This is a genomic window from Streptomyces himastatinicus ATCC 53653 (assembly GCF_000158915.1).
GTDB lineage: Bacteria > Actinomycetota > Actinomycetes > Streptomycetales > Streptomycetaceae > Streptomyces > Streptomyces himastatinicus.
This window is the reverse complement of record NZ_GG657754.1, coordinates 2,905,161-2,918,545: the sequence shown is the minus strand read 5'-3', so window position 1 is coordinate 2,918,545 and position 13,385 is coordinate 2,905,161. Positions and strand designations below refer to the sequence as shown.

11 protein-coding genes and 1 pseudogene are annotated in these 13,385 nt (G+C 72.2%); 3 read left to right on the top strand and 9 right to left on the bottom strand.

Annotated features, from left to right (window positions below; genetic code table 11):
* Positions 1–20 precede the first annotated feature (20 nt).
* The 5 genes and pseudogenes from SSOG_RS11730 to SSOG_RS11710 form a co-directional block, all read right to left on the bottom strand.
* The gene (locus SSOG_RS11730) at positions 21–2,150 is read right to left on the bottom strand and encodes a 3-hydroxyacyl-CoA dehydrogenase NAD-binding domain-containing protein (RefSeq protein WP_009714433.1); all 2,130 of its coding nucleotides are present in this window, start codon (positions 2,148–2,150) and stop codon (positions 21–23) included.
* The gene (locus SSOG_RS11725; RefSeq protein WP_009714432.1) at positions 2,147–3,364 is read right to left on the bottom strand and encodes a thiolase family protein; all 1,218 of its coding nucleotides are present in this window, start codon (positions 3,362–3,364) and stop codon (positions 2,147–2,149) included. Before SSOG_RS11725 ends, SSOG_RS11730 begins: the two co-directional genes overlap by 4 nt.
* 192 nt (positions 3,365–3,556) lie before the next feature.
* A complete protein-coding gene (locus tag SSOG_RS11720; RefSeq protein ID WP_009714431.1) occupies positions 3,557–4,834 on the bottom strand; it encodes a ribonuclease D in 1,278 nt (425 codons plus the stop codon).
* A gap of 108 nt (positions 4,835–4,942) precedes the next feature.
* A pseudogene (locus SSOG_RS11715) lies at positions 4,943–5,606 on the bottom strand (LuxR C-terminal-related transcriptional regulator).
* 234 nt (positions 5,607–5,840) lie between these two features.
* Entirely contained in the window at positions 5,841–6,560 is a 720-nt protein-coding gene (locus SSOG_RS11710; protein WP_039937275.1) for a DUF3000 domain-containing protein, read from the bottom strand.
* 91 nt (positions 6,561–6,651) lie between these two features.
* Here SSOG_RS11710 and hemE point away from each other — a divergent pair, with 91 nt between their 5' ends.
* Positions 6,652–7,737, top strand: a complete 1,086-nt coding sequence (gene hemE, locus SSOG_RS11705) for a uroporphyrinogen decarboxylase (RefSeq protein WP_009714428.1) — start codon at positions 6,652–6,654, stop codon at positions 7,735–7,737.
* 20 nt (positions 7,738–7,757) lie between these two features.
* Here hemE and SSOG_RS11700 read toward each other — a convergent pair whose 3' ends face one another.
* The 4 genes from SSOG_RS11700 to SSOG_RS11685 form a co-directional block, all read right to left on the bottom strand.
* The gene (locus SSOG_RS11700) at positions 7,758–9,149 is read right to left on the bottom strand and encodes an FAD-dependent oxidoreductase (protein ID WP_009714427.1); all 1,392 of its coding nucleotides are present in this window, start codon (positions 9,147–9,149) and stop codon (positions 7,758–7,760) included.
* 48 nt (positions 9,150–9,197) lie between these two features.
* Positions 9,198–10,643 carry an MFS transporter gene (locus SSOG_RS11695; protein ID WP_009714426.1) on the bottom strand — a complete coding sequence of 482 codons (1,446 nt, stop codon included), beginning with the start codon at positions 10,641–10,643 and terminating at the stop codon, positions 9,198–9,200.
* A gap of 123 nt (positions 10,644–10,766) precedes the next feature.
* Positions 10,767–11,594, bottom strand: a complete 828-nt coding sequence (locus tag SSOG_RS11690; protein WP_078510287.1) for an IclR family transcriptional regulator — start codon at positions 11,592–11,594, stop codon at positions 10,767–10,769.
* The gene (locus SSOG_RS11685; protein ID WP_039937274.1) at positions 11,591–12,781 is read right to left on the bottom strand and encodes a 4-hydroxybenzoate 3-monooxygenase; all 1,191 of its coding nucleotides are present in this window, start codon (positions 12,779–12,781) and stop codon (positions 11,591–11,593) included. Before SSOG_RS11685 ends, SSOG_RS11690 begins: the two co-directional genes overlap by 4 nt.
* A 99-nt stretch (positions 12,782–12,880) precedes the next feature.
* Here SSOG_RS11685 and SSOG_RS11680 point away from each other — a divergent pair, with 99 nt between their 5' ends.
* Both SSOG_RS11680 and SSOG_RS53470 read left to right on the top strand, forming a co-directional pair.
* Entirely contained in the window at positions 12,881–13,108 is a 228-nt protein-coding gene (locus tag SSOG_RS11680) for a hypothetical protein (RefSeq protein WP_154685926.1), read from the top strand.
* Between the two features lie 36 nt (positions 13,109–13,144).
* Positions 13,145–13,385: LysR substrate-binding domain-containing protein (locus SSOG_RS53470; RefSeq protein WP_167542575.1), on the top strand; the 241-nt coding region annotated here is incomplete at its 3' end.

Below are 13,385 nucleotides of genomic sequence, written 5' to 3'. Positions count from 1 at the left end.
GCATGCCCTGCGCTACCGCGTTACGCCGGGACGCTCGCGACCCCCGGGGCCAGGAAGCGCTTCCCGGTCACCCGCTCCGAGACGCCCTCACGGTCCAGGTACGGCGTGAGGCCGCCCAGGTGGAAGGGCCATCCGGCGCCGGTGATCAGGCACAGGTCGATGTCCTGCGCCTCGGCGACGACGCCCTCGTCCAGCATCAGGCCGATCTCCTGCGCGACGGCGTCCAGCACCCGGGCGCGCACCTGCTCCTCCGTCAGGACCGTGTCGCCCTGCTGGAGCAGCGCGGCGACCTCCGGGTCCAGCTCCGGCTTCCCGGAGTCGTAGACGTAGAAGCCGCGCTTGCCCGCCTCGACCACGCGCTTGAGGTTCTCCGAGACCGTGAAGCGGTTCGGGAAGGCGCCGTGCAGCGTCTCGGAGACGTGCAGGCCGATGGCCGGGCCGACCAGCTCCAGCAGCACCAGCGGGGACATCGGCAGGCCGAGCGGCTCGACCGCGCGCTCCGCGACGTCGACCGGGGTGCCCTCGTCGATGACGTTCTGGATCTCGCCCATGAAGCGGGTCAGGATCCGGTTGACGACGAACGCCGGGGCGTCCTTGACCAGGACGGCGGTCTTCTTCAGCTTCTTGGCCACCCCGAAGGCCGTGGCCAGTGACGCGTCATCGGTCTTCTCACCGCGGACGATCTCCAGCAGCGGCAGGATCGCGACCGGGTTGAAGAAGTGGAAGCCGACGACCCGCTCGGGGTGCTTGAGCTTGGCGGCCATCTCGCTGACCGACAGCGAGGAGGTGTTCGTGGCGAGGATGGCGTGCTCCGGCACGACCGCCTCGACCTCGGCGAACACCTGCTGCTTGACGCCCATCTCCTCGAAGACGGCCTCGATGACGAAGTCGGCGTCCCCGAAGGCGGCGGCCTTGTCGAGCGACCCGGTCACCGCGGCCTTGAGCCGGTTGGCCTTGTCCTGGTTGATACGGCCCTTGAGCAGCAGCTTGTCGATCTCGCCGTGGACGTAGCCGACGCCCTTGTCGACGCGCTCCTGGTCGATGTCGGTCAGCACGACCGGCACCTCCAGGCGGCGCGCGAACAGCAGCGCCAGCTGCGAGGCCATCAGCCCCGCGCCCACCACGCCGACCTTGGAGACCGGGCGGGCGAGCGACTTGTCCGGGGCACCGGCCGGCCGCTTGGCGCGCTTCTGCACCAGGTTGAAGGCGTAGATGCCGCTGCGCAGCTCGCTGCCCATGATGAGGTCGGCGAGCGCCTTCTCCTCGGCCTCGTAGCCACGGGCGAGGTCGCCGTTGCGGGCCGCGTCGATGATCTCCAGCGCGCGGTACGCGGCCGGGGCCGCCCCGTGCACCTTGCCGTCGGCGATGGCGCGGCCGCGCACCACGGCCTCGTGCCAGGCGTCGCCGCGGTCGATCTCGGGCCGTACGATCTCCAGCTCGCCCCTGAGGACGGACGCCGTCCAGATCAGCGACTGCTCCAGGAAGTCGGCGCCCTCGAAGATGGCGTCCGCGATCCCCAGCTCGTAGACCTGCTGGCCCTTGAGCTGCTTGTTCTGGTTGAGCGAGTTCTCGATGATGACCGAGACCGCGCGGTCCGCGCCGATCAGGTTCGGCAGCAGGGTGCAGCCGCCCCAGCCGGGGACCAGGCCGAGGAAGACCTCGGGCAGCGAGAACGCGGGCAGCGCGGCCGAGACGGTGCGGTAGGAGCAGTGGAGGCCGACCTCGACGCCGCCGCCCATCGCCGCACCGTTGTAGTACGCGAAGGTGGGCACGGCGAGGGTGGACAGCCGCTTGAAGACGTCGTGGCCGCCCTTGCCGATGGCGAGCGCGTCCTCGTGGCGCTTCAGCAGCTCCACGCCCTTGAGATCGGCGCCGACGGCGAAGATGAACGGCTTGCCGGTGATGCCGACGCCGGTGATCGCGCCGTCCGCGGCCTCCTTCTCCACCTGGTCGATCGCCGCGTTGAGGTTGGCGAGCGAGGCCGGGCCGAAGGTGGTGGGCTTGGTGTGGTCAAGACCGTTGTCCAGGGTGATGAGCGCGAAACGGCCCGCGTCCTGGGGGAGGTCGAGGTGGCGGACGTGCGCCTGCGTCACGACCTCGTCCGGGAACAGCTCGGCCGCTCCCTTGAGAAGCTCTGCGGTGGTAGTCACTTGTTCCCCTCGAAGTGCGGGTTCTCCCAGATCACGGTGCCACCCATGCCGAAGCCGATGCACATGGTGGTGATGCCGTAGCGGACCTCCGGCTGCTCCTCGAACTGCCGCGCCAGCTGCGTCATCAGACGGACGCCGGAGGAGGCGAGCGGGTGGCCGAAGGCGATCGCGCCGCCGTACTGGTTGACGCGCGGGTCGTCGTCCGCGATGCCGTAGTGGTCCAGGAACGACAGCACCTGGACGGCGAACGCCTCGTTGACCTCGAAGAGGCCGATGTCATCGATCGTCAGCCCGGCCTTGGCCAGGGCCTTCTGGGTGGCCGGGACCGGGCCGTAGCCCATCACCTCGGGCTCGACGCCCGCGAAGGCGAACGACACCAGGCGCATCCTGACCGGAAGGTCCAGCTCCCGGGCGAAGTCCTCGGAGGCGATCAGGGAGGCGGTGGCGCCGTCGTTGAGCCCCGCGGAGTTGCCCGCGGTGATCCGGCCGTGCGGCCGGAACGGGGTCTTCAGCGTGGCCAGGTTCTCCAGCGTGGTGCCCGGGCGCATCGGCTCGTCGGAGGTCGCGAGCCCCCAGCCGGTCTCCCCGCCCTCGGGGGTGGTGCGGCGCACCGAGACCGGCACCAGGTCCTGCTGGATCTTGCCGTTGGCGTACGCCTTGGCGGCCTTCTCCTGGCTGCGCACCGCGTACTCGTCGGCGCGCTGCTTGGTGAGGTGCGGCAGCCGGTCGTGCAGGTTCTCCGCGGTCATGCCCATGAAGAGGGCTGACTCGTCGACCAGCTTCTCGGAGACGAACCGCGGGTTCGGGTCGACGCCCTCGCCCATCGGGTGGCGGCCCATGTGCTCCACGCCGCCCGCGACGACCGCGTCGTACGCGCCGAAGGCGATGGAGCCCGCGGTGGTGGTGACGGCGGTCATCGCACCGGCGCACATCCGGTCGATCGAGTAGCCGGGGACGGACTGCGGCAGCCCGGCCAGGATGCCCGCGGTGCGGCCGATGGTCAGGCCCTGGTCCCCGATCTGGGTGGTCGCGGCGACGGCCACCTCGTCGATGCGCTCCGGCGGCAGATCCGGGTTGCGTCGCAGCAGCTCCCGGATGCACTTGACGACCATGTCGTCGGCGCGGGTCTCGTGGTAGATGCCCTTCGGGCCCGCCTTGCCGAACGGGGTACGGACGCCGTCGACGAAGACGACGTCCCTAGCGGTACGAGGCACGTTGGCTCTCCTCCAGGTGCGGGATGGCACTGCTGCGGGCACGCCATCGGCGCGCCTCCACACCCTCATGCTACTTATGAGTAACCACGCTGCCCAGTCTTCGCGGCCGTAGCGTCGAAGGTCACAGGTCACACCAGGAAAAGGACCGGCGGCCGAGGCCGCCGGTCCACGCGCGTCACATCACGACGGAGGTCATGCCTCTTCCGCCCGCAGGGCGCCGGTCAGGACCGTCGACACCTGGTCGATCTGCCAGGGACGGGCGCCATGACCAGCGAGAACGTCCGCCACCGCGTCCGTCGTCGGCTCCGCAGGGGGCTCCCAGCACAGCCGCCGGACCGTATCCGGGGCGATCAGGTTCTCCTGCGGCAGATTCAGCCGTTCGGCCAGGGCCGTCACCGCGGCGCGGGCCGCCGAGAGCCGGGCCGCCGCGGCGGGGTCCTTGTCGGCCCAGGCGCGCGGCGGGGGCGGACCGGCCACCGGCTGGCCGGGCTGCGGAAGTTCGGCCTCCGGCAGCTCCCTGGCCCGGTCCACCGCGGCCTGCCACTGCTCCAGCTGGCGGCGGCTCATCCGGTGGCCGAAGCCGCTGAGCGCGGACAGCGCCCGGGCGTTCACCGGCAGCGCCAGCGCGGCCTCCACGATCGCCGCGTCGCCCAGCACCTTGCCGGGCGAGACGTCGCGGCGCTGGGCGATGCGGTCCCGGGCCGTCCACAGCTCGCGCACCACGGCCATCTGCCGCCGTCTCCTGACCTTGTGCATCCCCGACGTACGCCGCCAGGGGTCCTTGCGCGGCGGGGCGGGCGGGGCGGCGGCGATGGCCGCGAACTCCTGGTGGGCCCACTCCAGCTTCCCCTGCCGGGTCAGCTCCTCCTCCAGCGCGTCCCTCAGGTCGACCAGCAGCTCCACGTCGAGCGCGGCGTAGTGCAGCCACGGCTCGGGCAGCGGGCGGGTCGACCAGTCGACGGCCGAATGTCCCTTCTCCAGCGCGTAGCCGAGGATGTTCTCGACCATGGCGCCGAGCCCCACCCGGGCGAACCCGGCCAGCCGGCCCGCGAGTTCGGTGTCGAAGAGCCGGTCCGGGACCATGCCTATGTCACGCAGACACGGCAGATCCTGGGTCGCGGCATGCAGCACCCACTCGGCGTCGGCGACGGCGGCCCCCAGACCCGACAGGTCGGGACAGCCGACGGGGTCGATCAGTGCGGTCCCCGCTCCGGCCCGGCGCAGCTGGACCAGATAGGCCCGCTGTCCGTAGCGGTAGCCGGAGGCGCGCTCGGCGTCGACGGCCACGGGGCCGTGGCCCGCGGCGAAGGCCGCGACGACTTCGGCGAGCGCGTCCGGGTCGGCGGTGACGGGCGGAATGCCCTCACGCGGCTCCAGCAAGGGGACCGGCGCCGGGGGGAGGTCGTCCGGAGGAGCGCCCCCGGTGGTTCGCAGTGTCGTCTCTGCTGCGGTCTCTTGGGCGTCGGTCACCTGTCAAGGGTAGCTGTGTACGCCGGGTACACAGGGCGCCCGTCGACGGAACGTTCCGTCGACGGGCGCGGGGCCGGTGTGCGGCGGGTGGATCTCCCGCCGTACGGCTCAGTGGATGATGCCGGTACGCAGCGCGACCGCGACCATGCCGGCCCGGTCGCCGGTGCCGAGCTTGCGGGCGATTCGGGCGAGGTGGCTCTTGACGGTGAGTGCGGACAGGCCCATCGAGACGCCGATGGGCCTTGTTGGACTGGCCCTCCGCAACCAGCCTCAGCACCTCGACCTCGCGTCCCGACAGCTCCCGGTAGCCACCCGGGTGACCGGGGGCGCCCGGCGGGCGGCGGTGCATCCGGGCGGCGGCGGCGCCGATGGGGGCGGCGCCGGGCCGGCCCGGGATGCCCAGGTTGGTGCGGGTGCCGGTGACGACGTAGCCCTTGACGCCACCGGCCAGCGCGTTCCGTACGGCGCCGATGTCGTCGGCGGCGGAGAGGGCCAGGCCGTTCGGCCAGCCCGCGGCGCGGGTCTCGGACAGCAGGGTGAGGCCGGAGCCGTCGGGGAGGTGGACGTCGGCGACGCAGATGTCGCGCGGGTTGCCGATACGGGGGCGGGCCTCCGCGACGGACGACGCCTCGATGACGTCGCGCACCCCGAGGGCCCACAGGTGACGGGTGACGGTGGAACGAACGCGGGGGTCGGCGACGACGACCATGGCCGTCGGCTTGTTCGGGCGGTAGGCGACCAGGCTGGACGGTTGCTCGAGGAGAACAGACACCAGGCCTCCTGGAAAGTGGTGGGACGGGTCACCACTCCTTCGGCACCGATACGGTCCAGCTTTAGGGAATGATCACGATTTGGTGAGTAACAATTCGGGCAATCTCGGTCAGACGGGGTTGTCCGAGCGCCGGAAGCGCACAGCGAAGACCCGCTGGGCGGGGCTGATGACCGCTCAGCGGGTCCGATGAACTGCTCACGGGACCGTGCCGGACCGTGGAGTGCCGGAGGGCGCTCAGCGGGGCTGGGGGCCGCGGCGCTGGGGGAGGGAGACGACCCCCGCCTCCGTGGTCCCCGCCGGCGGCAGACCGGCGATCTGGCACAGCAGATCGCACCAGGCCGCCAGGTGCGCCCCGGTGTCCGGCACGCCCAGCGGCTCCGCGGCCGCCTCGTCCTGCCGCTCCGGGCGGGCCGGCTCGGGGGACGGGTGGTCCGACGGCGTCCACGAGGCCCGGATCTCGATCCGGGTCGAGGGCTCCCGCTCACCGATCCCGCCGAAGTAGTGCGAGCTGGCGCGCGTCACCGTGCCGCTGGGCTCCGAGCAGCCGAGGCCGCGTGCCTCCAGCGCACCGGTGAGCCACGACCAGCACACCTCGGGCAGCAGGGGATCCGCCGCGATCTCCGGCTCCAGGTCGGCGTGGATCAGCGTGACCATTCTGAAGGTGCCGCGCCAGGAGTCATGGCCCGCCGGGTCGTGCAGCAGGATGAGCCGGCCCTCGGCCAGCTCCTCGTCGTCGTCGGCGGTGGGGTCCGTGACCACCGCTTCGAGTGCGTACGCGAACGGCGCCAGGCGGCGCGGTGGTGGGGTCGGGTCGAGCTCCACCTCGGGCCGCACCCGTGCCGCGCGCAGACCGGCGACCGCACGCCGGAAGGCGAGCGGGGCGCCTTCCCCGCCCGCGTCCGGGCCGTCAGCGCCGTCAGCACCGTTCGAGACGTGTCCTTGAACCGCTGCCATGCCCGGAAGACTAGGCGCACTGAGGGCTCCAACCGGGGAGGAACACCCGGGTTGGCGGGTCACTCGTTCGGCCCGTGCGAAGATTTGGTGCATGAGCGCCACAGAGCGGCCCTCGGGCCAGCAGCAGACCGGCCGCCCGGCGGCGAACCCCTGCGCCGATTCGGCCTTCCTCCGGGCCTGTCGACGCGAACCGGTGCCGCACACTCCGGTGTGGTTCATGCGGCAGGCGGGGCGCTCGCTGCCGGAGTACCGGAAGGTCCGCGAGGGCACCGCCATGCTGGAGTCCTGCATGCGGCCCGACCTGGTCACGGAGATCACGCTCCAGCCGGTGCGCCGTCACCGGGTGGACGCGGCGATCTACTTCAGCGACATCGTGGTGCCGCTCAAGGCGATCGGGGTCGACCTCGACATCAAGCCCGGCGTCGGCCCCGTCGTGGAGCGTCCGATCCGCAGCCGCGCGGATCTGGAGCGCCTGCGTCCGCTCGATCCCGACGATGTGAAGTACGTCACCGAGGCCGTCGGATCGCTCGTCGGCGAACTGGGCGCCACCCCTCTCATCGGCTTCGCGGGCGCGCCCTTCACGCTCGCCAGCTATCTGGTCGAGGGCGGCCCGTCGCGCAACCACGAGCACACCAAGGCGCTCATGTACGGCGACCCGGAGCTGTGGGCCGATCTGCTCGACCGGCTCGCGGACATCACCGCCACCTTCCTGAAGGTGCAGATCGAGGCGGGCGCCTCGGCCGTGCAGCTCTTCGACTCCTGGGTCGGCGCCCTGGCCCCGGCCGACTACCGCCGCAGCGTGATGCCCGCCTCCACGAAGGTCTTCGAGGCCGTCGCCGGGTACGGCGTGCCGCGCATCCACTTCGGCGTCGGCACCGGCGAGCTGCTCGGCCTGCTCGGCGAGGCGGGCGCGGACGTCGTGGGCGCCGACTGGCGGGTGCCGCTGGACGAGGCCGCCCGGCGGGTGGGCCCCGGCAAGGCGATCCAGGGAAACCTCGACCCCGCCGTGCTGTTCGCGCCGACCGAGGCCGTGGAGGCCAAGGCGGCCGAGGTGCTGGACGCGGCCCAGGGTCTTGAGGGGCACATCTTCAACCTCGGCCACGGCGTGCTGCCCACCACCGACCCGGACGCCCTGACCCGGCTCGTCGAGTACGTCCACACCCACACCGCGCGCTGACGCACCGGGAGGCGGTTGCTCTACCGGTCCGCCGCCTCCCGTACGACGGCCGCCGCCTTCCGCGCCGCCACCTGCACCGGGTCCCACACGGGGGAGAACGGCGGGGCGTACCCCAGATCCAGCGACGCCACCTGCTCGACCGTCATCCCGGCGGTCAGCGCGACCGCCGCGCTGTCCACACGCTTGCCCGCGCCCTCCCGGCCGACGATCTGCGCGCCGAGCAGCCGCCCCGTGCGGCGCTCGGCGAGCACCTTCACCGTCATCGGGCGGGCGTCGGGGTAGTACCCGGCGCGGCTGGTCGACTCGGCGGTGACGGCGTGGAAGCGCAGCCCCACCTCCTCCGCCTGGGCCTCCAGCAGCCCGGTGCGGGCGATCTCCAGGTCGCAGACCTTGCTGACCGCGGTGCCGACCACACCGGGGAACGTGGCATAGCCGCCGCCGATGTTGGTGCCGATGACCTGGCCCTGCTTGTTGGCGTGGGTGCCCAGCGGGATGTGCCGGGTGCGGCCGGACACCAGGTCGAGGACCTCCACGCAGTCGCCGCCCGCCCAGATGTTGGCGTGGCCGCGGACCCGCATGGCCAGGTCGGTGAGCAGCCCGCCCGACGCGCCCAGCGGCAGCCCAGCCTCCCGGGCGAGCCGGGTCTCGGGGACCACCCCGAGGCCCAGGACGACCAGCTCGGCCGGGTATTCGCTGACCTTGGTGGCCACCCCGCGCACCCGGCCGTCCTCGCCGGTCAGCACCTCGGCGACCTCCGCGCCGGTCACGGTGTCGATGCCGAGCCCGGTCATCGCCTCCCGCACCAGCCGCCCCATGTCGGGGTCGAGGGTGGCCATCGGCTGCTCGCCGCGCTCCAGGACGGTGACCCGGCAGCCGCGGCGGGTCAGCGCCTCGGCCATCTCCACGCCGATGTATCCGGCGCCGACCACGACGGCCCGCTCGACCGTCCGGCCCTCCAGGGTCTCCAGCAGCGCCCGCCCGTCGTCCAGGGTCTGCACCCCGTGCACCCCGGGCGCGTCGATGCCGGGCATGTCGGGGCGGCGCGGGCGGGCGCCGGTGCCGATGACCAGGTCGTCGAAGCCGTGCCAGCGCTCGGCGCCGCCTGACGCGTCCAGCTCCCTGACCCGGACCCGCTGCCCGGCGACGTCGATCTTGGTGACCTCGCTGCGGAGGCGGACGTCGATACCGCGCCCGCGGTGTGCCTCCGGGGTGCGGGCGACCAGGTCGTCGGGGCCGTTCACCAGGCCCCCGGCCCAGTACGGGATGCCGCAGGCCGAGTACGACGTGAAGTGGCCGCGCTCGAAGGCGAGGATCTCCAGCTCGCCCCGCTTGCTGAGCCTGCGCGCCCGGGACGCGGCGGACATCCCCGCCGCGTCGCCCCCGATGACCACCATGCGCCGCGCTGCCGCCATCGAATCCGCCCCTTCGCCGCCGTATGTCCCGCTCCGTCACGGGCCAGGCTACGTACGGGCCGTGGGCTCGCGTACCAGGACGTACAGAACAGCACTCGTGAGCATCAGCGCGCCGTCGATGTAGACGGCGGACGTCCAGCTGCCGTAATGGTCGAACAGGGTGCCGCTGAGCGCCGGGCTGATCACCGCGCCTATCTCTCCGACCAGGTTGAACAGGCCGAAGGCGGCGCCGCGCTCGGACGCGTCGACCACATCGTTCAGCAGGGCGTGCGCCATCGGCTGGAGGGCGTTGAAGAACAGGCTGGTGACGAAGAGCAGGACGGACATCACCAGCAGGGACGGCTTCTCCTGGGCCTGGAGATACGCCGCGAAGACCAGCACCAGCACGCCCTGGACCACGGTGAACGCGATCAGCAGCGGCCGCCGCCCCCACCCCCGGTCCTTCGCCACGTCCGACAGCCGGCCGCCGACCGGGAACCCGAGGATGCCCGCGCCCGCGTTGAACGTCGCGACCAGCGCCGCGTTCTGGAAGGAGCTGTGGGCGGCGTCGGCGACGATCGACACCGACCAGAAGCTGAAGAACCACAGGTTCCACATGACCGCGATGAAGGCGAAGCTGAGCAGCAGCACATTGCGGTTCCGGGAGATGGAGCCGAGCCGCGATCCGCGCCGGGCGAAGATCGCCCCGATCAGTACGAACGCGAGCACGCACTCCAGGACGGCCACGCCCCAGCTCGGCATCCCCGCCCCGTCGGCGATCAGATAGACCGCCATGACGGCCGCGCACAGCACCGCCGAGATCCCCAGCAGCCGCAGGGTGGAGCCGGTGGCCTTGAGCGGGCCGCCGATGCGGCGCAGATAGACCGTGGTGATCCAGCCGAACGCGAGCGTGGCGCCGCCCAGCACCAGGAACGGCATTCGCCAGGCGTCCTCGTGCCCGAACACCTGGGCGCCCCAGTCGATCAGATAGGGCGTGCTGATGGTCGCGATCGTCAGCCCGATCGACAGCCCGGTGATGGCGACGCCCATGCCGAAGCTGGTCTTCGCGGGCGGGGTGCGCTGGGCGATCAGCGAGCGGTCGTTGGAGTAGAAGACGCCCTCGCCCAGCCCGGTCAGCACCCGCAGGACGACGAACGCGATCAGCCCGCTGACCATCCCGCTGGCCAGGGTCGCCACCCCCGCCCACAGCAGCGAGACGGCGAGCATCGTGCGATGCCCGAAGCGGTCCCCGAGATAGCCGCCGGGGAACTGGGTGAGCATGTAGCCCGCGAAGAAGAGGCTGCCGATCAGACCGCCGAGGGCATGCGGATGGCTGGCGGAGCCCAGCATGCCGTGGTCGTTCTCGATCAGCCAGGTCACCACCGGGCCGGTGAGGGTGCGGTCGGCGTAGGAGAAGAGCCAGCCGCCCAGCAGCATGGCCCACAGCGTGTGGTACGGCTGCCAGCCGGTGCGGTGGGCTGTCGGCTCCCGCGCGGCGGTGTCCTCGGTGGTCACTTCGGGCGGCCCCCTCGGGCGTCGGGTGTTCCAGCTCGGAGCGCGATGTGCCCCACGGAATGCGGCGCCCCACAGAATGTGGCGTGAACGCACCTCCGGCAAGGGGTAGATCCAGGTCTTCCGTCAGCCGGAAGCCTCGGCCAGGGACTCTTGCCCCCAGGCGGCGGCGAGGGTACGGGATATGCCGTGGGCGGCGACCCGCACCGCGGGTATCAGCCCCGGCGCCCGCCCTTCCGCGGCCGGGACCACCACCGAGAGCGAGGCCACCACCTCACCGCGGGGACCCCGCACCGGGGCGGCGATGGACAGCCCGTCCATGGTGATCTGCCGGTCGCTGACCGCGATCCCGGTGCGCCGCACCTCGGCGAGGGTGGCCCGCAGCCGCGCCGGGTCCTGAATGGTGCGCTCGGTGAACCGGCGCATCGGCCGGGAGCACACCCGCTCGCCCAGACCCGGCGGCCCGTACGCGAGCAGCACCAGGCCGACGCCCGTGGCATGCAGCGGCCAGCGGCTGCCGACCCGGGTGCGCACATGGACCGCGGAGCGGCCGGAGATCAGCTCGACATAGACCACTTCCAGGCCGTCGCGCACCGCCAGCTGGACGTTCTCATGGGTGGCCTCGTACAGGTCCTCCATGAACGGCAGCGCCGCCTCGCGCACCCCGACCCCGCGCGGCGACAGCGTCGCCACCTCCCACTGCCGCAGCCCGATGTGGTACGCCCCCGAGGTGTCGCGATTCAGGGCGCCCCAGCGGGTGAGCGAGGCGACCAGCCGGTGCGCGGTGGCCAGCGGCAGCCCGGCGCGCCGGGCGAGGGCGGTGAGCGACAGCGACCGGTGCGAGGCGTCGAACGCGTCCAGCACGGCCAGCACCCGGCCCGCGACCGACCGCCCGGCGTCCGGGCGTCCACTGTCCGGGCGTTGGCCGATCCGGGGGCCTGTCGGGGCCGTCATGACAGCGGGAGGCCGACGTAGTTCTCGGCCAGCTCGGCGGATGCGGTGCGGGAGGTGGCGATCCGGTCCAGCTGGGCGATCTGGAGCCGGTCCTCGAACGGGGTCTGTTCCGGGCGGCGGTGCAGGGTGTCCGTCATGAAGTACGAGAAGCGCTCGGCCTGCCAGACCCGGGCGAGGCAGGTCGCGGAGTACCCGTCCAGCAGCTCGGTCGACCCCGTGGTGTGGTGCTGGGCGAGGGCGCGGGCCAGGGTGACCACGTCGCCGACGGCGAGGTTGAGCCCCTTGGCCCCGGTCGGAGGCACGATATGGGCCGCGTCGCCTGCCAGGAAGAGGCGGCCGTGGCGCATCGGCTCCTGCACGAAGCTGCGCATCGGGGTCACCGACGTGGCGGTGATCGGGCCGCGCTCCAGGCGCCATGCGGCGTCGCCGCCGTCGAGCGCGAAGCGGGCGGACAGCTCGTCCCAGATCTGCTCGTCGGACCAGTCGGCGGGGTCGGTGTCGTTCGGCACCTGGAGGTAGAGCCGGGAGACCTGCGGGGAGCGCATGCTGTGCAGCGCGAAGCCGCGCCGATGGCGGGCGTAGATCAACTCCTCGCAGGACGGCGGCACATCGGCCAGCACCCCCAGCCAGGAGTAGGGATAGGTGCGCTCGAAGGTGCGGATCCGGTCGGCCGGGACCGCGCGCCGGGCGATGCCGTGGAAGCCGTCGCAGCCCGCCACGAAGTCGCAGCTCAGCGTCTCTTCTCGGCCCTCGCGGCGGAAGCGGATCACCGGGGCCCCGGAATCCGGCTTCTCGATCGCCACGGCCTCGGCCCCGAACAGCAGGGGAGGGCCCCCGGGGTCGGCGAGCTGGAGCCGGACCAGATCCTTGACGATCTCCGTCTGGGCGTAGACCGTCACCGACTTGCCGCCGGTGGCGGAGGGGAAGTCGACGCGGTGGCCGCGGCCCTCGAAGCGCAGCTCGATGCCCTGGTGCGGCAGCCCCTCGCGGTCCAGGCGCTCGGCCGCGCCGCACTCCCGCAGCACGTCCACGGTGCCCTGCTCCAGGATTCCGGCCCGCTGCCGCTGCTCGACATAGGCGCGGTCCCGGCTCTCCAGCACCACACAGTCCACCCCCGCGCGGTGCAGCAGACGGGCGAGCAGCAGCCCGGCGGGCCCCGCGCCGATGATGCCGACCGTCGTGCGCATCGAAAGGTCCCTTCGTCCGGATCCGATGAAGCGAGGATCCCCACTTGTTCGCGGAGTGAAACTTCGTTCATAATGGAGCTTGTGATGAGTCTCGGTCCGGTGTCCCCACCTGTCAATGGCCCCGTCGGTCCTCTCGAGCGCGGCCTCGCCGTGCTCTGCGAGCTGACCCGGCTGGCCGCGCACCGGGGCGAGGCCGCGGTCCGCCCCGGCGACCTCGTGCGCGGCACCGGGCTCGCCCGGTCCGTGGTCGACCTGGTTGCGCGTGCTGTCTCCAGCTGGTGTATGTGCGAACTCGACATCGGCGACCACATGCTCCTGACAGGCTAATGCTCCTTCTGGCACTGTACCTCGCTCCGCCACCGCCTGCCGAAACTCCTCGTCATTCTCCACGAGGAGCCCGATCCAGCGGATATGGAACGGCTGGCCCGCCAGGGAACGCTCGACATGGTCCTCGTCCACCGCATCCCCACCGGCTGCACATTCGACATCCACCCCCTGGGCGAGGAGACCTACGTCGCCGTCCTGCCCGAGGGACACCCGCTCCTCGCCAGCGACAGGGCCCTGCGCATGGCAGACCTTGCGACACAGGGATGGGTGCGCTTCC

Coding starts and splice junctions, on each gene's coding strand:
- SSOG_RS11710 (WP_039937275.1), bottom strand. CDS start 6,560: ATGGCAGCGGTTCAAGGACACGTCTCGAACGGTGCTGACGGCGCTGAC.
- hemE (WP_009714428.1), top strand. CDS start 6,652: ATGAGCGCCACAGAGCGGCCCTCGGGCCAGCAGCAGACCGGCCGCCCG.
- SSOG_RS11700 (WP_009714427.1), bottom strand. CDS start 9,149: ATGGCGGCAGCGCGGCGCATGGTGGTCATCGGGGGCGACGCGGCGGGG.
- SSOG_RS11690 (WP_078510287.1), bottom strand. CDS start 11,594: ATGACGGCCCCGACAGGCCCCCGGATCGGCCAACGCCCGGACAGTGGA.
- SSOG_RS11685 (WP_039937274.1), bottom strand. CDS start 12,781: ATGCGCACGACGGTCGGCATCATCGGCGCGGGGCCCGCCGGGCTGCTG.